This is a genomic window from Bradyrhizobium sp. OK095, assembly GCF_900109945.1.
Taxonomy (GTDB): domain Bacteria; phylum Pseudomonadota; class Alphaproteobacteria; order Rhizobiales; family Xanthobacteraceae; genus Bradyrhizobium.
This window is the reverse complement of the sequence record NZ_FOBX01000018.1, coordinates 93226-114336: the sequence shown is the minus strand read 5'-3', so window position 1 is coordinate 114336 and position 21111 is coordinate 93226. Positions and strand designations below refer to the sequence as shown.

General features: G+C 64.3%; 19 protein-coding genes. 5 read left to right on the top strand and 14 right to left on the bottom strand.

The window, feature by feature from the left end; genetic code table 11:
- Positions 1-12 precede the first annotated feature (12 nt).
- A complete protein-coding gene (gene aqpZ / locus BMW89_RS33605) occupies positions 13-735 on the bottom strand; it encodes an aquaporin Z (protein WP_092034618.1) in 723 nt (240 codons plus the stop codon).
- A 265-nt stretch (positions 736-1000) separates the two neighbouring features.
- Here aqpZ and rpsU point away from each other — a divergent pair, with 265 nt between their 5' ends.
- Both rpsU and BMW89_RS33595 read left to right on the top strand, forming a co-directional pair.
- The gene (rpsU, locus tag BMW89_RS33600; RefSeq protein ID WP_092034617.1) at positions 1001-1315 is read left to right on the top strand and encodes a 30S ribosomal protein S21; all 315 of its coding nucleotides are present in this window, start codon (positions 1001-1003) and stop codon (positions 1313-1315) included.
- Positions 1316-1439: 124 nt separating this feature from the next.
- Positions 1440-2090 (top strand): tetratricopeptide repeat protein, encoded by a 651-nt coding sequence (locus BMW89_RS33595; protein ID WP_092034616.1) that lies wholly within the window; start codon positions 1440-1442, stop codon positions 2088-2090.
- 12 nt (positions 2091-2102) lie between these two features.
- Here the strand turns inward: BMW89_RS33595 and BMW89_RS33590 are convergent, their stop codons facing one another.
- From BMW89_RS33590 to BMW89_RS33535, 12 genes are all read right to left on the bottom strand, one after another.
- Entirely contained in the window at positions 2103-3044 is a 942-nt protein-coding gene (locus BMW89_RS33590; protein ID WP_092034615.1) for a hypothetical protein, read from the bottom strand.
- A 93-nt stretch (positions 3045-3137) separates the two neighbouring features.
- The gene (locus BMW89_RS33585; RefSeq protein ID WP_092034614.1) at positions 3138-3422 is read right to left on the bottom strand and encodes a cupin domain-containing protein; all 285 of its coding nucleotides are present in this window, start codon (positions 3420-3422) and stop codon (positions 3138-3140) included.
- Between the two features lie 23 nt (positions 3423-3445).
- The gene (locus tag BMW89_RS33580) at positions 3446-4543 is read right to left on the bottom strand and encodes a calcium:cation antiporter (RefSeq protein ID WP_092034613.1); all 1098 of its coding nucleotides are present in this window, start codon (positions 4541-4543) and stop codon (positions 3446-3448) included.
- Between the two features lie 60 nt (positions 4544-4603).
- Positions 4604-5404, bottom strand: a complete 801-nt coding sequence (locus BMW89_RS33575) for an alpha/beta hydrolase (protein WP_092034612.1) — start codon at positions 5402-5404, stop codon at positions 4604-4606.
- A 21-nt stretch (positions 5405-5425) separates the two neighbouring features.
- Positions 5426-6826, bottom strand: coding sequence for an NAD(P)(+) transhydrogenase (Re/Si-specific) subunit beta (locus BMW89_RS33570; protein ID WP_092034611.1), 1401 nt, complete (start codon positions 6824-6826; stop codon positions 5426-5428).
- Between the two features lie 39 nt (positions 6827-6865).
- On the bottom strand, positions 6866-7183 hold the full coding sequence (locus tag BMW89_RS33565; protein ID WP_063981116.1) for a proton-translocating transhydrogenase family protein: 318 nt from the start codon (positions 7181-7183) through the stop codon (positions 6866-6868).
- Positions 7184-7194: 11 nt separating this feature from the next.
- Complete coding sequence (locus tag BMW89_RS33560) at positions 7195-8322, bottom strand: Re/Si-specific NAD(P)(+) transhydrogenase subunit alpha (RefSeq protein WP_092034610.1); 1128 nt, start codon at positions 8320-8322, stop codon at positions 7195-7197.
- Between the two features lie 139 nt (positions 8323-8461).
- Positions 8462-8614 (bottom strand): aa3-type cytochrome c oxidase subunit IV, encoded by a 153-nt coding sequence (locus tag BMW89_RS33555; RefSeq protein ID WP_035704696.1) that lies wholly within the window; start codon positions 8612-8614, stop codon positions 8462-8464.
- A gap of 97 nt (positions 8615-8711) precedes the next feature.
- The gene (locus BMW89_RS33550) at positions 8712-9098 is read right to left on the bottom strand and encodes a type II toxin-antitoxin system death-on-curing family toxin (protein WP_244547756.1); all 387 of its coding nucleotides are present in this window, start codon (positions 9096-9098) and stop codon (positions 8712-8714) included.
- Entirely contained in the window at positions 9095-9355 is a 261-nt protein-coding gene (locus tag BMW89_RS33545) for an AbrB/MazE/SpoVT family DNA-binding domain-containing protein (protein ID WP_092034609.1), read from the bottom strand. The genes BMW89_RS33550 and BMW89_RS33545 overlap by 4 nt, the downstream gene beginning before the upstream one ends.
- 87 nt (positions 9356-9442) lie before the next feature.
- On the bottom strand, positions 9443-12454 hold the full coding sequence (locus BMW89_RS33540) for a patatin-like phospholipase family protein (RefSeq protein ID WP_092034671.1): 3012 nt from the start codon (positions 12452-12454) through the stop codon (positions 9443-9445).
- A 210-nt stretch (positions 12455-12664) separates the two neighbouring features.
- Positions 12665-14575 carry a M3 family oligoendopeptidase gene (locus tag BMW89_RS33535; protein WP_092034608.1) on the bottom strand — a complete coding sequence of 637 codons (1911 nt, stop codon included), beginning with the start codon at positions 14573-14575 and terminating at the stop codon, positions 12665-12667.
- 127 nt (positions 14576-14702) lie between these two features.
- Between BMW89_RS33535 and BMW89_RS33530 the strand changes: the two genes are divergently transcribed.
- From BMW89_RS33530 to BMW89_RS33520, 3 genes are all read left to right on the top strand, one after another.
- Entirely contained in the window at positions 14703-16199 is a 1497-nt protein-coding gene (locus BMW89_RS33530) for a sigma-54-dependent transcriptional regulator (protein ID WP_092034607.1), read from the top strand.
- 346 nt (positions 16200-16545) lie between these two features.
- Positions 16546-18732 carry a L,D-transpeptidase family protein gene (locus BMW89_RS33525; RefSeq protein ID WP_092034606.1) on the top strand — a complete coding sequence of 729 codons (2187 nt, stop codon included), beginning with the start codon at positions 16546-16548 and terminating at the stop codon, positions 18730-18732.
- Positions 18733-19017: 285 nt separating this feature from the next.
- The gene (locus tag BMW89_RS33520) at positions 19018-20637 is read left to right on the top strand and encodes a peptidoglycan L,D-endopeptidase MepK (protein WP_244547755.1); all 1620 of its coding nucleotides are present in this window, start codon (positions 19018-19020) and stop codon (positions 20635-20637) included.
- A 9-nt stretch (positions 20638-20646) separates the two neighbouring features.
- On the opposite strand, the gene BMW89_RS33515 is transcribed toward BMW89_RS33520, so the two are convergent.
- On the bottom strand, positions 20647-21072 hold the full coding sequence (locus tag BMW89_RS33515; protein WP_092034604.1) for a DUF1801 domain-containing protein: 426 nt from the start codon (positions 21070-21072) through the stop codon (positions 20647-20649).
- Between the last annotated feature and the right edge of the window lie 39 nt (positions 21073-21111).

The window sequence follows — 21111 nt, the reverse complement described above, 5'->3', positions numbered from 1 at the left end:
CCCGCTTGGCAATTACGCCGTCTTCACGCCCGCGACGACGCCCGAGGGCTCATCACTGAGCCAGCGATAGACCACCCCGCCCAGCGCGCCGCCGATCAGCGGTGCGACCCAGAACAACCAGAGCTGCGACAGCGCCCAGCCGCCGACGAACAGCGCGGGGCCCGTGCTGCGCGCCGGGTTCACCGAGGTGTTGGTGACGGGAATGCTGACGAGATGGATCATCACCAGTGCGAGCCCGATCGCGAGCGGCGCAAAGCCCGCCGGCGCGCGACCGTGGGTGGCGCCCATGATGACGAACAGGAACATCATGGTCATCACCACCTCGGTGACGAAGCAGGCGACGAGGCTGTACTGCCCCGGCGAATGCGCGTCGTACCCGTTCGACGCAAAGCCCTTGGTGACGTCGAAGCCGGGGGCACCGCTTGCGATGATGTAGAGCAGCTCGGCGGCGACGATGGCGCCGCAGACCTGCGCGATCACGTAAGGCAGGATCTGGCCGGCCGGAAAGCGCCCGCCGGCGGCAAGGCCGACCGTGACGGCCGGATTGAGATGACAGCCCGAGATGTGGCCGATCGCATAGGCCATGGTGACGACGCTCAAGCCGAAAGCCAGGGACACGCCGACCAGGCCGATCCCGACCTGCGGGAAACCGGCCGCGATCACCGCGCTGCCGCAGCCTGCGAATGTGAGCCAGAATGTGCCGATTGCCTCGGCCGCGTATTTCTTCATATCCATGTGGCGTCTCCCCTGATTCAAGTCTCTCCGGATCAACTTTCCGGAAAACGGCCCGCCTTTTAGCGCCAAATCACCCAAATTGCGTCCGTACAGTGGGTTTTTCACCCCATTTAATGGCGTAACTTGGCCCGAAAGCCCGCTTCACAGGTGGACATGTCTGGGTTTGTCTGATACATCCGCGCCCTCAAGGTTAAGGGCTTGCGCGTTTTCGCCATCCCCTTTGTCTTACCAGAATTCAAATCCGATCCACTGAAGAGGATGCCGCGTGCAGGTTCTCGTTCGCGATAACAATGTCGACCAAGCCCTCAAGGCGCTGAAGAAGAAGATGCAGCGCGAGGGAATTTTCCGCGAGATGAAGCTCCGCGGTCATTACGAAAAGCCCTCCGAGAAGAAGGCCCGCGAAAAGGCCGAAGCCGTGCGCCGCGCGCGCAAGCTGGCCCGCAAGAAGCTGCAGCGCGAAGGTCTGCTGCCGATGAAGCCGAAGCCGGTGTTCGGCGCCGGCCCCGGTGGTGATCGCGGCGGCCGTGGTGGTCCGGGCGCAGGAGCTGGTGCAGGTGCAGGTCCGCGCGGACCGCGCTGATTTTGCCGGACTTGCAAGACTGAGTTTTCGATGACGCGGGCCCTTGGCCCGCGTTATTGTTTTGTGAGCGGTGCCTTTCTGGGACGGGGCACTACCATGCGGCACCAGCGCGAGCGAACCGTAGATGGCCTCCCCTTTCCCTGAGCGCAGCATGGCGCAACTACGCCGGATCTGGCGTCAGCCGCTCGCGCTCGGTTTAATGGGGATTGCGCTATGCGGCTGCTCCTTCGACCTGGGCTCCCTGATGCCGGAGAAGGACAAGCCGCAGGAGGCGCCCAAGGCAGCCGCCGCCGCGGAGAGCGCGGTCAGCGCCGGTAACGTCACCGAAGCCCAGGCCCACACCGCAAAGGCCCAAGCCCTGGCCAAGTCAGGCGAGACGGCCGCCGCGCTGGACGAGTTCAATCGCGCCGTCGGGCTCGATCCTTACAATGCGCAGGCGCTCTATGGCCGCGCGCTGATCTACCAAGGCAACAACGAGCACGATTTCGCGGTCGCCGATTTCAGCGCTGCCAACGGGCTCAATCCGCAAAAGGTCGAGCCGCTGCTCGGCCGCGCCACCAGCTATCTCGCTCTCGGCAAGATCAAGGAAGCGGCGGCCGATCTCGATGAGGCCTCCGAAGCCGATCCGCACAATGCTCAGGTCTGGACTGCGCGGGGACAGGCTTATGAACGGCTGGGCGACAAGGCCAAGGCGGCAGCCTCCTACAACAAGGCGGTCGCTCTGCGTCCACGCGACGATGCCGCCCGCAGCGGCCTCGCCCGCGTCGGCGGCTGAGGGGCCGCCGCCTTAGTCGGGGGTGGAGCTCTTCGGCAGGACGGAGTGGAACATCGACTTCATGCCCGACAGCATCTCGTCCGCGACGTTGGTCTTCTTCGGCCGCGGCATGGTTGCACCAGCATCGGCGCGCAGGTCGAGCGGCGGCGCGATCACCGGCACGGGAATGTCAGCCGGTGGCGTCATCCGATTCGGGTCGTCGTTGCCGACCGAGGCCGTGTAGGACGGCGACGAGCCGCCATTGCCATAGGCCTCCGGTGCGGGCGTCGACACAGTGATCGGCGGCGGCAGCGGACGCACCGTGGACGGCTCGGTCGTGACGATTCGCGGGGCCTCGGGGATGCGGACGGCTTCGCGCATCACGGGCTCAGGGGTCCGCTCGACCGGCTTGGTCTCGGTAGATTTGGCCTCGGCTGCCTTTTCGGCAGCTTTGCCCTCAGGCGACTTACGAAGGCGCTCGATGGCGGCGCGCGCCAGATCGTTGGCGTCGGGGGTCGCGGCCTGGGATGCAGCAGCCGGCGCCGAATTGGCTTCAACCACCGGAGCGGTGGGAGCCGGGGTCGACTTGGCGGCCGCCTTCTCACGTGCCGGGGCGCGGCCGTGCGAAGCAGTGTCGGAGGGAGCAACGTCCGCAGCCTTGGTGTCCGCAGCCTTGATGTCCGCAGTCTTGGTGTCAGCAGTCTTGGTCTCGGACTTGTCGGCAGGCTTCTCGACCGCCGCCTTCTCGATCACGTTCTTCTCTGAGACGCCCTTGGCCTTGACGCCAGGAGCGGGAAGGCTGGCGGTGTCGGCAGGCTTGCCATTCTTGCCGGCCTCGGCAGGCGCAACGATAGCCGCAGGGGTATCAGCCGCCGGCTTGGCGTTGATGTAGTGGTTAACGATGTAGGCCCCGATGATCGTTGCGAGCACCGAGGGTAAGATATCCATCGAGATTTTAGCGAGGTATTTCAGCATTTCTCGGCCACTCCCCGCGCGATCAGATGCGGGAACTTTGGGGCATTGTAAGGGATCAACTGCGACGGATCGATGGCAAAGGTTACGCGTGCATTACGGCTTCAGCTCGATCTCAAGGAACACGATCTCGGTTGAGGTTTCGTTAAGTACGTCGTGTTGGACGCCGGTCTTGCGGAAGTAAGATTTTCCGGCCGCGAGCTGCGCCTTGGAACGCTCCCCATTGGGCGCCACGATGGTCATTTCGCCGGCAACGACGGGAACGATGACATAGTCCATGCCATGGGTGTGATGCCCGGTCGCGCTGCCCGGGGCGAGCCGCCATTCGGTCACCCGGACCTCGTCGTTGTCGATCTGGACCTCGGACTTGGCGGCAAGCATCGGAACTCTCCTGGGGAATTGCTTCAGGGCACGAAAACCATGAACACGTAGACAGCAAATACCACCATATGGACCAGCCCGAACAGGACATTGGTCCTGCCCGTGCCGAAGGTCAGCATGCTCAGCAAGAATGTCAGGACCAATAGCGCCGTGTTCTGGGGATTGAGGCCGAGCACGAGCGGCTGGTCGAACGCATAGGTGGCGAGCCCGACCGCCGGAATGGTCAGGCCGATGGTGGCAAGCGACGAACCGAGCGCCAAATTGATGCTCTTCTGGAGGTCGTTCTTGCGGGCGGCCGCGACTGCCGAGACACCCTCCGGCAGGAGGATCAGGAGCGCGACCAGAAGGCCCGCAAACGCCGGCGGGGCGCCGATCCTGACCGCGACGGCATCGACCACCAGCGAGAACTTCTTGGCGAGGAGAACCACGGCCAGCAGCGAGATCAGCAGCAAAACGATGCTGAGCACCAGCATCTTGCCGGACAAATGCGTCTCCCCGCCCTCGCCATCCGCCCTCTCGTGGACGAAATAGTCCTTGTGCAGGACAGTCTGGGTGTAGAGGAACACGCCGTAGAGCACGATCGTCACGAGGTCGACGAAGCCGAGCTGAAGCGCCGAAAAGAACGGGCCCGGCGTCGTCAGCGTGTAGTTGGGCATGATCAGCGTGAGGGTCGCCATTGCAATCAGCACGCTGAGATAGACATTGGCGCCCGAGACCTGAAAGCCCTGCTCGCGGTAGCGCATGCCGCCGATGAACACGCAAATGCCGACGAGGCCGTTGCAGACGATCATCACGACCGAGAACACGGTGTCGCGCGCGAGCTCCGGCGCCGGCTTGTCGCCGAGCATGATCGTGGTGATCAGCGCAACCTCGATGATGGTGACCGCGAGCGTCAGCAGCAGCGTGCCGTAAGGCTCGCCGATCCGCTCGGCGATCACCTCGGAATGATGAACGGCCGCGAACACGGTGCCGAACAGGATCACCAGCAGGACGACCGCAAAGGCGGCGCCGCCGGCCGACAGGGTGAAGCCATAGCCGGTCGCAGTGACGATCAGGAACAGCAGCACCGCCAGAGCGGGGAAGATCCATGACGACCGCGGCATCGGTCCGTGTGCGCTCATGCAGGCGATTCCTTCAACTGGGAGACCGATTATGCGCGAGAAGATCGCGCCCGTCAGCCCTCAGGACCCATTGATGAAGTTTCGCGCGGTCTCCAAAGCCCCGAAATCATCGAGATTTTCGTGGCCTCCGCCGGGAAACCGCACCAGCTTCTTCGGTTCTTGCGCAAGAGCAAACAGGCGTTCGCCGAACGTGATGGGAATAGCCGGATCATTCGTGCCGTGCATGATCAGCAGCGGCACTGCAACGCGCGCAATCCGCTCGTCGGAGTGAAACTGGTCGCGCATCAGGAGGCGAATCGGAATGAAGCGAAAGAGCGAAGCGGCAACGTCGACCGTCGACGTGTAGGGAGCTTCCAGAATCAGCTTGCCGACCGGTTGCTGGGAGGCGACGGCGACTGCAACGCCAGTCCCGAGCGAGAAGCCCCAGGCGACGATACGCCGGGGGTCATAGCGCTCTGTCGCAAAGGCGTAAGCGGCCGCGGCGTCCTGCAACAGGCCCTGCTCGCTCGGCGCGCCGGTCGAGCCGGCGTAGCCGCGATAGGACAGCGCGATGAGGCCCGTGCCGTCGGCCGTGATACCCTTGAAGCGGCTGACGCGCCCTGCAAGGAAATCGCCGTTGCCGTGGAAGAACAGCACCACCGCATGGCCGGGCTTTGCCGGCACGTGCCAGACGATGACCTTCTCGCCGTCCGATGTCGTGAGGACGTGTTCCTCGGCCTGCGGAAATCCCGCCGCGGCGGGCGCGGTGCGCTCAGTGGTCGGGATCGGAAACAGCATGGCACGCTGCTTCACGAAAAGCAGGACGAGACCGGCGCAATAGCCGGCGGCAACGACGATGGCGATCCATTTCAGGAATGTCATCGTTGCGCCGGCTCTCCGGCGCTACATCGCCTTGACGATGCTCTCGGTGACCTTCTTGGCGTCGCCGAGCAGCATCATGGTGTTGTCGCGATAGAACAGCGGATTGTCGATGCCGGCGTAGCCAGAGGCGAGCGAGCGCTTGATGAACATGACGGTACCGGCCTTCCAGACCTGGAGCACCGGCATGCCGTAGATCGGCGAGGTCTTGTCGTCTTCGGCCGCCGGGTTGGTGACGTCGTTGGCGCCGATCACGAAGGCGATATCGGCCTGCGCGAATTCGGAGTTGATGTCCTCGAGCTCGAACACCTCGTCATAGGGCACGTTGGCCTCAGCCAGCAGCACGTTCATGTGGCCGGGCATGCGGCCGGCGACCGGGTGAATGGCGTATTTCACCTCGACGCCTTCCTTCTTCAGGATGTCGCCCATTTCGCGCAGCGCATGCTGGGCCTGCGCCACCGCCATGCCGTAGCCGGGCACGATGATGACCTTCTGGGCGTTCTTCATGATGAAGGCGGCATCGTCGGCCGAGCCGAGCTTCACCGGCTTCTGCTCGCCGCTGCTGCCGCCGCCGGCCGCCGCGGTCTCGCCGCCGAAGCCGCCGAGGATGACCGAGATGAAGGACCGGTTCATCGCGTGGCACATAATGTAGGACAGGATCGCGCCGGATGAACCGACCAGCGCGCCGGTGATGATCAGCGCGGAGTTGCCGAGCGTGAAGCCGATGCCGGCCGCGGCCCAGCCCGAATACGAGTTCAGCATCGAGATCACGACCGGCATGTCGGCGCCGCCGATCGGGATGATCATGAGCACGCCGAGCGCCAGCGCGATCATGACGATCAGCCAGAAGTCGAGCGCGCTGCCCGACATCACGAGACCGACGATGAAGACGACGAGCGCGATCGCCAGCGCAACGTTGATGATGTGGCGGAACGGCAGGATGATCGGCGCGCCGCTCATCCGCGCGGACAGCTTCAGGAACGCGATCACCGAGCCGGTGAAGGTCAGCGCGCCGATGGCGACGCCGAGCGACATTTCGACAAGGCTCTGCGGATGGATGTTGCCGGGCGTGCCGATGTCGAAGGCCTCGGGCGCGTAGAACGCGCCGGCGGCGACCAGCACCGCGGCCATGCCGACAAGCGAGTGGAAGGCGGCGACCAGTTCCGGCATCGAGGTCATCGGCACCCGTCGCGCGACGACCGCGCCGATAGAGCCGCCGATAGCGATGCCGAGAATGACGAGCAGCCAGGCGAGGCCGTCTGCCGGCGGATGGTTGGCGAGCGTGGTGGCGACCGCGATCGCCATGCCGATCATGCCGAACAAATTGCCCTGGCGCGACGAAGCCGGGCTCGACAGCCCGCGCAGCGACAGGATGAACAGCACTCCCGCCACGAGATACAAAAATGCAGAGAGGTTGGCGCTCATCTCAGGTCCCCATTGATCCCATCAGCCCGAGGTGGCCGCTTACTTCGACTTCTTCTTGTACATCGCCAGCATGCGCTGGGTGACAAGGAAGCCGCCGAAGATATTGATGCAGGCAAAGATCAGCGCGACGAAACCGAAGGCGCGTGCCCAGCCCGAGCCGCTCGAAACATTGGCGACGCCGCCTGCCAGCAGTGCGCCGACCACGATCACCGAGGAGATCGCGTTGGTCACGCTCATCAGCGGCGTATGCAGCGCGGGGGTCACCGACCACACCACGAAATAGCCGACGAAAACGGCCAGTACGAAAATCGACAACCGGAAGACGAAGGGATCGACGACCTGTGCAACATGCTCCATGGCGGCTCTCCTTAAACCTTCGGCTGGAAGTTCGGGTGAATGACGGCGCCGTCCCTGGTCAGCGCGGTCGCCTTGACCAGTTCATCGTCCCAGTTGACCGCGAGCGCCTTGCTGGTCTTGTCGACCATGGTCTCGATGAAGTTGAACAAATTGCGCGCGTAAAGGCTGGAGGCCGAGGCCGCGACGCGGCCGGCGACATTGGTGTAGCCGACGATCTTGATGCCATCGACCTCGGCGACTTCGCCCGGCCTTGCACCCTCGACATTGCCGCCGCGCTCGACGGCGAGATCGACCAGCACCGAACCCGGCTTCATCGACTTGACCATCTCGGCCGAGACGAGCTTCGGCGCGGGCCGGCCCGGAATCAGCGCAGTGGTGATGACGATGTCCTGCTTCTTGATGTGCTCGGCGGTGAGCGCTGCCTGCTTGGCCTGGTACTCCCTAGACATTTCCTTGGCGTAACCGCCGGCGGTCTGCGCGTTCTTGAATTCCTCGTCCTCGACGGCGAGGAATTTCGCACCGAGCGATTCCACCTGCTCCTTGGTCGCGGGCCGGACGTCGGTCGCGGTGACGACGGCGCCGAGCCGGCGCGCGGTCGCGATCGCCTGGAGGCCGGCGACGCCGACGCCCATCACGAACACCTTCGCCGCGGGCACGGTGCCCGCCGCGGTCATCATCATCGGGAAGGCGCGGCCGAAGGCCTCGGCGCCCTCGATCACGGCGCGGTAGCCGGCGAGGTTGGCCTGCGAGGACAGCACGTCCATCACCTGCGCGCGCGTGATGCGCGGCATCAATTCCATCGCGAAGGCGGAGACGCCGGCATCGGCCATCGCCTTCAGCGCGGCCTCGTTGCCATAGGGGTCCATGATGGCAATGACGAGCGCGCCGCGCTTGTATTGCGAAAGCTCGGAGGCCTCGGGGCGCTTCACCTTGATGATGATGTCGGCGTCCTTCAGCGCATCCGCGCTGACGGTGGCGCCCACGGCGGTGAACTCGGAATCCGGCAGGCCCGACTTGATGCCGGCGCCCGGCTCAACGGCGATCTCGGCGCCCAGCGCCTTGAACTTCTTCACCGTATCAGGCGAAGCAGCAACGCGCGGCTCCGACGGATCGATTTCCTTGGCAACAGCGATCTTCATAGGCCCTCCGGCGACGCGGGCAAAAACGCGCACGCGAACTTAGCGTCACTCCCGCAACGTTGGATACCGGTTTTGGAACCGGCTTGTATGCAAATTTTATAAGCAGCCGCCGGCGTTGGCGGATGCAGCAGGCGATCAATCAGGTCAGGAAGATCGCCATCAGGATGACGATGAGCGCAACCGAGGCCGTGCCGTACTTCACCAGCTTGATGAAGCCCTCATAGGTCTGCTCGTGGGCAATATAGTCGTTGCCGTCAGCAGTGGTGTAGGCCACTTCGCTATGGTCAGCCATGGATTGTCCCCAGTCGAAAGTCGAATTCTTGGGCTGGGATACCTTAATCCTTCGGGCAGGGCAACGGCAGGCAGACGCGGTTTTGCAGCAAATCAGCTCATTCGGAATCCAGATTGTCGCGAATCCAGCGTGTCAGGCTCTGCTCGCTGACTTCACCGGCGGCGAGTGAGAGGATGATCGCTGCCGCTTCCGCCTCGGGCACAGCGAAGTCGATGCCGTTGACGCCGAGGAACGTGTACAGCGCGAGCAGTGACGTGCGCTTGTTGCCGTCGACGAATGGATGGTTGCGCGCAATGTCGAAGGCATGCGCCGCCGCCAATTCGGGGAGGTCGGCGTTCTCGTACGACCATTTGTTTTTTGGCCGATCAAGCGCGGAGCCGAGCGTGCCCGCATCGCGAAGGCCGCTAGCACCACCGTGGATAGCGAGCTGTTCGTCGTGGATGGCAATGATCATTTGACGCGTCAGCCAGAACAGCTCGCTCACTTGGCGAGTTCAGCGAGGGCGTTGTGATAACGCTTCATGCCTCGCCGCGCGACTTCCATTGCCTTCTCGAAATCAGGATCATGGGGCGTCAGCAAGAACCCGCCGTCCGGTTGCTCCACCGGAAACAGCTTATCGCCTTCCTTGAGATTGAGACGCGCAGCCAACTCCTTCGGCAGAATGACGCCGATGGAATTGCCGATCTTTCGCACCTGAAGAACGGTGGATTCGCTCTTCACGTCCTTGGGGGAGGCATTCATGGTCACACCTATGTTATACAAATGTATAACACGACAAAATCCCTGCGTTCAACAGATGTTTTACACCCGTTCGGCACCCCCCTCGCCTCACCCCATATCCAGCACGGCGACCGTCACGGTCGGCGGCGGCGGCTCCTCGACCGACAGACCGAGGGCGCGGCGGACTGCTCGGATGGAGTCCATCTTGCTGTCGCAGAAGCCGCGCCTCGCACAGCGCTCGCCCGGGACGTTGACGACGATCTCGTCGGCGCCGGCATCCTCGCTGAGGAAGCCATGCGTCATATGGAAGCCGAGCGCGCGGTAGACCTCGAACTGCTCCTCGGAGAAGAACTGGTCGCCCGTGGTTTCGTGCGGAAAGGTATCGTTGCGACGCGCATAGTCGCGGATGTAATCGTTCTCGTCGCCACTCAGGGACGACTTGATGTAGACGAGATATCCCGTCTCTTCCCCGCCATAGTCGATCCTGCCGATCGCGACATGCGGTCCGGCGGACGATCGCAGCGGCTCCCCCAACGGCTTGCCAGCGTTGCAATTCATCCATTCCCGCGTCGCGTTGCGGATCGGCGTCCACGGCAGGTCGATGATGATCCCGAGGTCGATGCGCGCGTATCGCTGCAAGGTCACCAGCGCAGAGAAATTCATCGGCGCATCGGCTTCCGCGTCGACCGCGATGATCACCCTGCACCGCCGGCGCAACAATTCGTAGACGCCGAGATTCTCGATGTGCCCACCATCGGTGAGATAGACCGCGTCGGCGTTCTCGTAGAGGCGCCCCGAGATTTCAGACCACAGGAACAGCGGCGTCGAGTGATGCTGCGGCCTGTCCTTGGAGTCCACATAGCGCGGATTCTTGAGCCAGTAGCCGAGACGCACGTTGAGCAACGCCAGGGTCGGCGTCAGCGATTTGATCGACCCGGAGCCCATGTTCGAGGACGCAGCAGCCCCCGAGATCGCCATGGCGGTCGCAAGGTCGAGGCCCGGCGCGACCTTTTCGAACGCGCAGGTGCGCGCATAGCCGGTCGCTTCGCTGCCCACACGCAACGGCGAGAACATGAAGAAATCGGCATTCCGTCCGCGCCGATTGGCGAAGTCAGAGCCCTGGATGTTCAGGGCGGCGTTCACGATGTGGTACGGTGAAGCGAGGGCCTTGGCGATCACCTGCGCCGGCCCGTCGGCCTCATCGACCGTGGGATGAAGCAAATGGCTCAGCTTCTCCTCGTCGAGCGGGAGGAAGTCACGCCCCTGGTCAAGACTCGGCTCGTTCCGTGCCGGCTCGCCATCAGCATAGTAGCACGGGTTGAACAGGAAGGCCTTGCTCAGCCGGTCGCGATAGAGGCGATGCAGGGAATTTGCATTCGGTCCCAGAATCCACGACAGCGCGAACAGGATGATCGCGGCAACCAGGTAGAGCCCCGCCATCCGCAGATTGACGTTGTTGCCGAAGCGGTACTTTACCCACTGGAATTCGTCGGCGGATGTCTCGACGTCCGTGGAGGCACGCCAGGGCGCGATCGAAAACAGCCAGGATGGAATGTGCGATACCGGGGTCACATCCTTCTTCGCCGACAGCGACCTTGGTTCGTTTTTCGCCCTGGCCCTGGTTTCCGTCCTGGTGTCGTTGCCGGTCTGGTTGCGGCCGCCGATTTCGGCGGATGGCGTTCGCGACGCCGGATCCAATCGCGCACTGTCCTTTGCGCGGGCCAGTCTGCCCGGCATAGGCCTCACGGCTGCCCGGCCCCACTCGTCCGCCATCTGATATTGGCGACTCCTGTCCTCCAGCACCTTGTCGTCGGCGATGCCCCAATAGCAGAGGTAGAGATATCCGACCCAGATCAGCAGCGGCACCGCGAGGCCGGCAACGATCACGGCGGCTTTCGCGACATGGGCGAGCAGGCGTGACGTCAGGTCAGACGCGCCGGCCCCCTTCAGCAGGTCGGCGAATTGCTGCCTGAACACCGTCACGGCCGCGGCGACCGGCGCCGTGATGGCGGCGAGCGATTGAACCCACTTGATCGCAACGCCTGCAACGATGCCGCCCGACTGGTTCGCATTGGCCTCGGCGATGTCGAACATCTGCGCGATCATGAAGGGCTGGAATTCGAAGAAGCAGATCGCCGCCAGCAGCACCAGATAGGTCGCGCCGATCGTCGGCGGATAGCCGCGGAATTCGCCTCGGGTGATGGGCAGCACGGATCGCAATATCGCCCAGGCGAAGAACAGAATCAGCCCCAGCAGAACGGCGGCCAGCGTCAGCCCGAAATGGTCGACCGACAGATAACGTGCGATCGCGCAGATGAACCCCATCGCGAGCGCAAGTCCCGCGGTGTACTGAAAGAATTCACGCCGAGCGACCGTGAAGACGACGCGATAGACCCCTCCTGCCGACAACATCAACAGCGCCGCCGCGACGCCCGCCAGAATGAAGCCCGGCGCGGATCCGAGCCATGCCAATGGTCCGAAAAGCTGGTCATCCTCGACGCTGAGCCCGAAGAAATTGGCCACATAGAGCGACGACCGCGCCGCATTGGACAGCACCGTGATCGCCGCGACGCACAACACCGCCGGCAAGGTCAGGCCGAGATTGGCGACGAGGCCCCGAACGACGATCGCAATGCCGGTGATCAGGTCGCGCACGCCTGCGGGAACGAGGTAATTCGAATAATTGCGGATGTGACCGACCGCAGGCGTGTCACTGATCTCCTTGGCCAGTTTCGGCCCGTCGGCGCTGCGGTTGCCGAAAACGAAATGGCCCGAGCGGGTCATCGTCGCGGTCAGGGAACTGCCGACATAACCGCCGCCCGAGACCGTCGACAGATAGTCGACGCGCTTGATGAGATCGTGATGATTGAGCGCCTGCAAGACGCCGAGACCGATGGCGGAAGAGCGGATGCCGCCTCCCGAAAGGGCGAGGCCTACCGTTTCGATCGCCTTGTCGTCGCCGGGATATTGCACGGGGTCGAATCCCTCGGCCCGGCGGCGCGTGTTGATCGCCGCCAGCTCGAGCCTGACCATGTTCCGGTGCTGCTCGCCCCAAGGCTTCTGCGTTTCCACATGCCGCACCGGATCAGGCTGCGGGACGCGGGCTCCCATCCTGGCCATATCGGCCTCCGAACCCGGCACTCGGACAATCAACAATCAAAAATTGCATTCTGAAAAAATAGTGCCGCACAGGATTAGTCTGGCAAGGACGCGCGAACGTTCAATCCAAAATAGCAACGCCTCGCGCGCCGTCGCGAAGGTGGCTTGGCGGGAGCGGGCCGGGACCCGCGGCGGCCCCGCCGCTCCGTCGCCAGACCGTGCGCCGCTGCCTCAGCCCATCGCCTCCAGTTCGTCGATCATCCCGGCGATGACGCTCAGGCCGCCGTCCCAGAATTTGGGATCCTTGGCGTCGAGCCCGAACGGCCGCAGCAGCTCGGAATAGTGCTTAGTGCCGCCGGCGGCGAGCATGTCGAGATAGCGCTCGGCAAATCCCTCGGCCGCGTTCTCGTAGACGGCGTAGAGCGAGTTCACGAGGCAATCGCCGAACGCATAGGCGTAGACATAGAACGGCGAGTGGATGAAGTGCGGGATGTACATCCAGTAGTTCTCGTAACCCGCCTTGATCTCGATCGCGGGACCGAGGCTCTCGCCCTGCACCGACAGCCAGATCTCGCCGAGCCGCGTCGCGGTCAGCTCGCCGTTCTTGCGCTCGGTGTGGACCGCGCGCTCGAACGAATAGAACGCGATCTGCCGCACCACGGTGTTGATCATGTCCTCGACCTTGCCGGCGAGCAGCGCCTGGCGCTGCTTTGCGCTCTTGGTCTGCGCCAGCAGCCGGCGGAAGGTCAGCATCTCGCCGAACACGCTCGCGGTCTCCGCCAGCGTCAGCGGCGTCGGCGCCATCAGCGCGCCGTTCTTGGCCGCCAGCACCTGATGCACGCCATGGCCGAGCTCATGCGCGAGCGTCATCACGTCGCGCGGCTTGCCCTGGTAGTTCATGAGCACGTAAGGATGCGCCGACGGCGTGGTCGGATGCGAGAAGGCGCCCGGGGCCTTGCCCGGACGCACCGGCGCGTCGATCCAGCGGTCGGTGAAGAAGCGCTCGGCGATGTCAGCCATTTTGGGCGAGAAGCCGCGATAGGCCGTCAGCACCATGTTCCGCGCGTCGGGCCAGCCGATGATTTCGGTCGCCGCGAACGGCAGCGGCGCGTTGCGGTCCCAATAAGCCAGCCGCTTCCTGCCGAACCACTTCGCCTTCAGCGCGTAATAGCGATGCGACAGCTTTGGATAGGCCGCGCGCACCGAGGCGACCAGCGCGTCCACCACCTCGCGCTCGACGCGGTTGCTCAGATGCCGGGAATCCGCGACGTCCTTGAAGCCGCGCCAATTGTCGGAGATGTCCTTGTCCTTGGCGAGGGTGTTGGTGATCAGCGCAAAGGTGCGCTCATTGGCCTTGAACGTCTTTGCCAGTGCTTCCGCCGCCGCCTTGCGCTTGGCGCCGTCGCGGTCCGCCAGAAAATTGAGTGTCGGCTCGATCGCGAGCTCCTTGGACCCGACTTTGAATCGCAAGCCGGAGATGGTCTGGTCGAACAGCCGGTTGAAGGCGGAATAGCCGGTCTGGGACTTCTCCAGGAACAGCTGCTCGAGCTTGTCGTCGAGCTGATACGGCTTCTCCTTGCGCAGATCCTCGATCCAGGGACGGTAGTGCGCCAGCTCCGGCGCCTGGATCGCGCGGTTCAAAATATCGTCATCGACGCGATTGAGCTCGAGCGCGAAGAACAGCAAATGCGTCGACGCATCCGTCAGCCGCTCCGACACATCGCCGTAAAACTTTGAAATCGCAGGGTCCACGCTGTCGCCGGCATGGACCAGGCCGGCATAGGAGCCGAGGCGGCCGGCCAGATCGTCGATCGCCTCATAGCGTCGCACGGCCTGCGCGAGCCATTTTCCGCCATCTTCGTTTGCTGTTCCTGTTGCGAGCTTGCCCTTGAAGTCGGTCTCGAACGCGACGCAATCGGCATCCATCTTTGCGAGATCGCGCGCCACTTCCGGCGCATCGATCCCGGAATAGAGATCGGCCAGGTTCCACTCCGGAAGCTTGCCGGTCTTGCTCGCAGGTTTGCTGGAGGGTTTTGCCTTGGTGGCGGATTTCTTGACGGCGGATGTCTTGGTGGCTGGCTTGCGGAGAGCGGGCTTCTTCAAGGCAGACTTCTTGAGAGCAGATTTGGAGCGCGAATTCATTGTGTGGGAAACCTGTGTTCAACAATCGCGACGGCGGGCGGGGGCATCAAGGTTTAAGAGTGCGTTAATCGGCTTCGGCCAGAGTGCCCCGATTCGAGACAGATAGTAGTAGCGTGCGGGGAACACCATGGCTGCCAGTATTTTGATCGCCGACGACGACGCAGTGGCCCGCCGGCTGATCGAGAACATGGTGCAGAAATGCGGCTATGAGACGATCGTCGTGGACTCCGGCGACGCCGCGATCGCCACCCTCACCGCCCCCGACGCACCTGTCATCGACGCCATCATCCTCGATCTCGTGATGCCCGGCCTCGACGGCATGGGCGTGCTGGCGAAGATCCGCGACGCCGGCCTGACCGTGCCTGTCATCGTGCAGACCGCCCATGGCGGCATCGACAATGTCATCTCGGCGATGCGCGCAGGCGCGGCCGATTTCGTGGTCAAGCCGGTCGGCGTGGAGCGGCTCCAGGTTTCCTTGCGCAACGCGCTCAACGCCTCCGCGCTGAAGGGCGAATTGCAGCGCATCCGTCACAGCCGCGAGGGCCGGCTGACCTTCTCCGACATCATCACCCGCGCCGAGGCGATGGCGGGCGTGATGCGCACCGCGCAGAAGGCGGCGGGCTCGTCGATCCCCGTGCTGATCGAAGGCGAGTCCGGCGTCGGCAAGGAAATGTTCGCGCGCGCCATCCATGGCAGCGGCGAGCGCAAGGCCAAGCCGTTCGTCGCAGTCAATTGCGGCGCGATCCCGGACAATCTCGTCGAGTCCATCCTGTTCGGCCACGAGAAGGGCGCCTTCACCGGCGCCACCGAACGCCACACCGGAAAATTCGTCGAAGCCCATGGCGGCACGCTGTTTCTGGACGAGGTCAGCGAGCTGCCGCTGGCCGCGCAGGTCAAGCTGCTCCGCGCGCTCCAGGAAGGCGCAGTCGAGGCCGTCGGCGGCCGCAAGCCGTTGAAGGTCGATGTCCGCATCGTCTCAGCAACCAATCGCAGGCTGCTGGAACGGGTCAAGCAGGGCCATTTCCGCGAGGATTTGTTCTATCGCCTGCACGTGCTGCCGCTGACGATCCCTTCGCTGCGGGCGCGCCGTGAGGACATCCCGCATCTGCTCCGGCATTTCCTGGTGCGCTTTGCCGCCGAGGAGAACCGCTCCATCAGCGGCATCAGCGGCGAGGCCGTCGCGCACCTCGCCCAGCTCGACTGGCCCGGCAACATCCGCCAGCTCGAGAACGCGGTCTACCGCGCTGTGGTCATGAGCGAGGGCGACCAGCTTGGCCTTGCAGACTTCCCCGTGCTCACCTCGCAGCCACATCTCGCGGCAGACATTCCGACCGCACCGCTGATGCTCGAGCCGATCGCGGCCCCCTCGATGATATCGGGTAGTGAAATACCGATCGCGCCGTTGCCCCTGGCCGGCGCCCTCTCCATGCTGACCCCAACCGGCGACGTCCGCCCTCTGGAGGACATGGAGAACGAGATCATCCGTTTCGCCATCTCGCATTACCGCGGACAGATGTCCGAGGTCGCCCGCCGCCTCAAAATCGGCCGGTCCACCCTCTACCGAAAACTCGACGAAGCCGGGGTTCCCGGCCATGGCGGGAAAAGCGGCGAGGAGACGCACTGAGCCTCATGCGAACGGAGGTTCGCGCGACGCTGCGGGACGGTCGTAAGCCGTTCGCATGACGGCAGAATTCAACTGCGACTTGAACCGTGACTTGGAAGTGACAGACAGAGGGAAAAGCGCGTGCTGCAGGCGCACAATCCGTTGCCAAGAGGCTCCCTTGAAGTCAGTTTGTCGTGAGTTGTCCCGGGTAGCGCTGGCTGCGAAATCGGGGCCTGTATATCGTCTGCGTAAGAATCGTTGCGTGCAGGCGTGCAACTTTCGAGAGGCCGGCGCGGTTTAGCCGAAGCTCAATAGGCGATAACGAAAGCTGTTCCACGAGGAACAGTTCACCCAAGGGGTGCGACCAATGCGTGACTGTTTGAACCACCGTCGAGGCTTTGACCGCGTCTTGATGACGGTCGCGGCGACCTTCCTCACGGTCTCGGCCGGTGCGGCGCTGGCGCAGGATCAGGCGCGCAGCAGCGCGGCCGAGCTCGCGATCGAAGCCGCGATCCCGCGCCCCGAGCCCGCAAACGTCCCGCCCCCGACCGCATCCGACATCAGGCTCGACACCACCGCCACGGTGCAGGACGCCCCGAAGGACGCTGCCAAGGAGCCCGTGAAGGCTGAAGCCGCTCCCGCACCGGACAAGGTCGAGACCAAGCCTTCCGACGTCGCCACCACGCCTCCGGTCGAGGCGCCCAAGAGCGAGACGGCCAAGACCGAGCCCGCGAAGACCGAGCCCGCCAAATCTGAACCAGCAAAGGCCGACACTGCGACGGCAACGCCTGCGGCACCCGCCGCTCCAGCCGCCGAGCCGGTGAAGGCCGCGAGCAATGTTCCCGCTGCCGACCAGCCGGTTGCCGACAAGCTCAAGGACATCATCGGCGCCAAGACCTCGCGCCATTTCGACCGCAAGACCGAGCGCGCCGCGATCGAGAAGTTCTACGGTGCACGCGACTTCGCGCCGGTCTGGACGCAAGCCGGCAGCCTGACCGCTGCGGCCAAGGGCGTGATCGCGCGGCTGAAGGATGCGGCCTCCGACGGGCTCAACCCCGCCGACTATCCGGTGCCGGATTTCGCCGCCGCCACCAACCCCGATGCGCTCGCCGACGCCGAGCTGAAGCTCACCGCCAGCATGTTCGACTATGCGCGCCAGGCGCAGAGCGGCCGCATGCACTGGTCTCAGGTCAGCGCCGACATCCTCTATCCCGAGCATCCGACTGATCCGAGCGACGTGCTCGCCAAGGTCACGACCGCGACTGACGCCTCCGCAGCGCTCGACAGCTATAACCCGCCGCAAAAGCTCTACAAGGAGCTGAAGGCCAAGCTTGCGGAGCTCCGCGGCCAGGGCAGCGGTCCGGTGGTCGAGATCGCCGACGGCCCGGCGCTGAAATACACCCCGGCCGGCAAGAAGCAGGCGGAAATCGTCGTCGAAGATCCGCGCGTGCCGCAACTGCGCGCCAAGCTCGGCCTCGCCGAGAACGCCAGCGACACCCGCTATGACGCCACCGTCGCCGAAGCCGTGCGCAAGTTCCAGAACGGCGCCGAGATGAAGGCGACCGGCGTTCTCGACGCAGTGACCGTGAAGGCGATCAACACCCCGAAGCGCGACAAGCAGATCGACGTGGTGCTGGTGAACATGGAGCGCTGGCGCTGGCTGCCGCGCGACCTCGGCGTGCCCTCGCTGGGCGATGCCTATGTCATCCTCAACATTCCCGACTACACGCTGAAGGTGATGCAGCGCGGACAGCAGGTCTGGACCACCCGCGTTGTCACCGGCAAGCCGGGCCAGCACGCGACCCCGCTGCTGACCGAGACGATGAAGTACATCACGGTCAATCCGACCTGGAACGTGCCGCCGTCGATCGTCTATGGCGAATATCTGCCGGCATTGCAGCAGGACCCGACCGTGCTTCAGCGCATGGGTCTGAAGCTCGAGCAGAACCGCGACGGCTCGGTGCACATCTCGCAGCCGCCCGGTGAAGCCAACGCGCTCGGCCGCATCCGCTTCAACTTCCCGAACAAGTTCCTGGTCTATCAGCACGACACGCCGGACAAGAACCTGTTCGCCCGGGACGAACGCGCCTTCAGCCATGGCTGCATGCGCGTGCAGAACCCGGATCAGTACGCCTCCGTGCTGCTCGGCATCGCGCTGCCGAACGAGAAGTACACGCCGGAGCGCGTGCGCAGCATGTACGGCAAGGGCGAAATCGACCTGAAATTCCCGACGCCGATCCCGGTCAACATCACCTATCAGACCGCGTTTGTGGACGATGGCGGCAAGCTGCAATTCCGCAAGGACGTCTATGGCCGCGACGCGACCATGAGCAACATCCTGAAGAACAGCCGCGGCAAGGACCTAGAGAACGTCGTCGCCCACTCCCAGCCGAGCTATTCGCGCCCGGCAACGACGCTGCCGAACGGCGTGTTGGCGGCCAACAATGGCGGCTCGTCCGGCCCGAACTTCTTCGAGCGGCTGTTCGGTGGTGGGGCCCCGGCCCAGCCGTCGGCCCCGGTCGGCCGCAAGCCCCAGCGGGTGTTCACCCGCTGAGACTCGGCCCAGCGTCTCAATTTCTAGAATTCTGCAATAAAATCAGCGACCTCATCCCCTGGATGGGGTCGCTTAACGTTAACCATTCTCCACCCGATCTCGGGCAGCGGGCGTTTTTTCGCCACACTCAAGCGTTTAGGTTTGTATTCTGGCTTGGTTTTGGGGGCGGGAAGGTAAGTTCGGATTAACCTTCTCGCTTTAAGAAAGCGTTCACCCTCTTTCGCGCGCTAACGGGGTTGGCGGGAGAGTCCATTTTGAACGCTGGTCGACTGGGTGGGCTCTAACGTGCTGACTGGTCTCGCACGCCAATTATCTGTGCTGTCGTTGTCCCATGCGGGAGTGAAGGTCGGTTCCAGGATCGGCCTCGCGTCCGTATTGCTGCTTGCTGCCGCGGGCTCAGTCCATAACGCCGCCGCGCTGAACGAGACCAAGACGCTCTCCTTCCACCACACCCATTCCGGCGAAGATCTCACCGTCACTTTCAAGCGTGATGGCCGCTACGACGAAGCCGCGCTGAAGCAGCTCAACCACTTCCTGCGCGACTGGCGCACCCAGGACGAGACGGTCATGGACCGTCACCTGTTCGACATCCTCTGGGAAGTCTATCGCGACGTCGACGGCAAGCAGCCGATCCAGATCATCTCCTCCTATCGCTCCCCCGCCACCAACGCCATGCTCCGCCGCCGCTCCTCGGGTGTGGCGCGCTTCAGCCAGCACATGCTGGGACATGCGATGGACTTCCACATTCCGGGCGTGCCGCTGGAGCAGATCCGCTTCGCCGGCCTGCGCCTGCAGCGCGGCGGCGTCGGCTTCTATCCGACCTCCGGCTCGCCCTTCGTGCATCTCGATACCGGCAGCATCCGGCACTGGCCGCGCATGACGCATGACCAGCTCGCTCGCGTGTTCCCGGACGGCCGCACGGTGCATGTCCCGACCGACGGCACCCCGCTCAAAGGTTATGAGCTCGCCAAGGCCGACATCGAACGCCGCGGCGATGGCGACGATGCCGGCAGCAAGCCGAGCTTCTTCGCCGCCTTGTTCAAGGGCAAGCCGGCTCCGGCAGCCACGAGCAGCGACGAGGATGACGAAGGCGCGCCCGCCCCGGCCGCCAAGCCTGTCGCGCCAACCGTGGTCGCCGCCGCAGCCAAGCCTGTCGAAACAAAGCCCGCCGATCCGGTACCCACGCCCCGCGCCAAGCCGTCAGTTGCCGCCGCGATCCAGCTCGCTTCCGCCGATGCGCAGCTCGTTGCGCCGCCAAGGCCGAAGCCCGCGCCCGTGGCTGACAAGCCGGCCGCCGGCAAGCCTGAGACCCCGGCCGACATCATCAATGCTCGCGGCTTCTGGGATGCCCCGGCCACGCCGCAGCAGGCGACGCCCGCGCAGATCGCAGCGCTGAAGGCGCGCCAAGCCCTTGCCGCCGCCACCGATCCGCAACCGACCGCGAGCGTCTCCAACGCAACGCTTCAGGCGCTGGCTTACGCGCCGGCCGCCTCCCCCGTCGATCGCGCCAATGTGGTCGCCGCCTCCGCGCCGATCCCGCGCTCAGCCCGTCCCGCCTCCGCCGCACGCAACCTCGCGCCCGCGACCGAGATCAACAGTGTGGTCGGCAAGAGCACCGATGGCATGATCGCGACGGCGACCCGGCTGTCCGCGGCCAAGGGCGGCAGCATCTGGCTGAAGATCGTGATGCTGTCGCCGAGCGCCAGCCGCGCGATGTCGGTCACGCTGATGGGCGAACTCGACATGGCGACACTGCGTGGCTATTTCGTCAAGCCGCAGGCCGTTGTCGCGATGGGCTTCACCGACGATCCGATGCAGGGCCTGTCCTGCGACAGTTTTTCGGGCAGCGCGACGGCGAAGCTCCAGACGTCGTCCTTCGTCGTGCGCACGGCGGCGCTGCACTGACTCTGAAACTTACGCCGAGCGCCTCCGGCGCCGTTCCAGATGATATTTCAGCGCCAACGACAGGCAGACCGATAGCTCACGCTTCGGCAGCTTGCCCGCCACCGGCAATAGCAATGCCCGGGTCTGCCGATATTCGAACTGATCGGGAAAGCGCTCGCGGAAGGTATCGACCAGCGTCGTCTTGCAGTTGAAGAGAATAGCGGCGTGCTCGGAGTCCTTGAGGCGGCCGAGCCGGATCGTCGAGCCGCTGCCGGTCTCGTCGGTCAAATAAGCGGGCTCGCCCCATTTCAGGGTCTCGGTGAGTTCACCGACATCGTCATGCGCAGCTGCGGTCGCGAAGATCAGGTCGCGCACCTGAAGCAGCCGCTTGCTCATCGGCGCCGGCAGGGCGTCGAACGCACGGCTCACCTCGCGCGGCGGCTTTGGCGCAGTCACGGCGGTCTCCGTTCACACCACGGATTTGTAGCCCGGATG

What these genes read in the sequence shown, in the direction of transcription:
- aqpZ (WP_092034618.1), bottom strand. Translation starts at nt 735, where the DNA reads ATGGATATGAAGAAATACGCGGCCGAGGCAATCGGCACATTCTGGCTC.
- BMW89_RS33595 (WP_092034616.1), top strand. Translation starts at nt 1,440, where the DNA reads ATGGCCTCCCCTTTCCCTGAGCGCAGCATGGCGCAACTACGCCGGATC.
- BMW89_RS33590 (WP_092034615.1), bottom strand. Translation starts at nt 3,044, where the DNA reads ATGCTGAAATACCTCGCTAAAATCTCGATGGATATCTTACCCTCGGTG.
- BMW89_RS33585 (WP_092034614.1), bottom strand. Translation starts at nt 3,422, where the DNA reads ATGCTTGCCGCCAAGTCCGAGGTCCAGATCGACAACGACGAGGTCCGG.
- BMW89_RS33580 (WP_092034613.1), bottom strand. Translation starts at nt 4,543, where the DNA reads ATGAGCGCACACGGACCGATGCCGCGGTCGTCATGGATCTTCCCCGCT.
- BMW89_RS33575 (WP_092034612.1), bottom strand. Translation starts at nt 5,404, where the DNA reads ATGACATTCCTGAAATGGATCGCCATCGTCGTTGCCGCCGGCTATTGC.
- BMW89_RS33570 (WP_092034611.1), bottom strand. Translation starts at nt 6,826, where the DNA reads ATGAGCGCCAACCTCTCTGCATTTTTGTATCTCGTGGCGGGAGTGCTG.
- BMW89_RS33565 (WP_063981116.1), bottom strand. Translation starts at nt 7,183, where the DNA reads ATGGAGCATGTTGCACAGGTCGTCGATCCCTTCGTCTTCCGGTTGTCG.
- BMW89_RS33560 (WP_092034610.1), bottom strand. Translation starts at nt 8,322, where the DNA reads ATGAAGATCGCTGTTGCCAAGGAAATCGATCCGTCGGAGCCGCGCGTT.
- BMW89_RS33555 (WP_035704696.1), bottom strand. Translation starts at nt 8,614, where the DNA reads ATGGCTGACCATAGCGAAGTGGCCTACACCACTGCTGACGGCAACGAC.
- BMW89_RS33545 (WP_092034609.1), bottom strand. Translation starts at nt 9,355, where the DNA reads ATGAATGCCTCCCCCAAGGACGTGAAGAGCGAATCCACCGTTCTTCAG.
- BMW89_RS33540 (WP_092034671.1), bottom strand. Translation starts at nt 12,454, where the DNA reads ATGGCCAGGATGGGAGCCCGCGTCCCGCAGCCTGATCCGGTGCGGCAT.
- BMW89_RS33535 (WP_092034608.1), bottom strand. Translation starts at nt 14,575, where the DNA reads ATGAATTCGCGCTCCAAATCTGCTCTCAAGAAGTCTGCCTTGAAGAAG.
- BMW89_RS33530 (WP_092034607.1), top strand. Translation starts at nt 14,703, where the DNA reads ATGGCTGCCAGTATTTTGATCGCCGACGACGACGCAGTGGCCCGCCGG.
- BMW89_RS33525 (WP_092034606.1), top strand. Translation starts at nt 16,546, where the DNA reads ATGCGTGACTGTTTGAACCACCGTCGAGGCTTTGACCGCGTCTTGATG.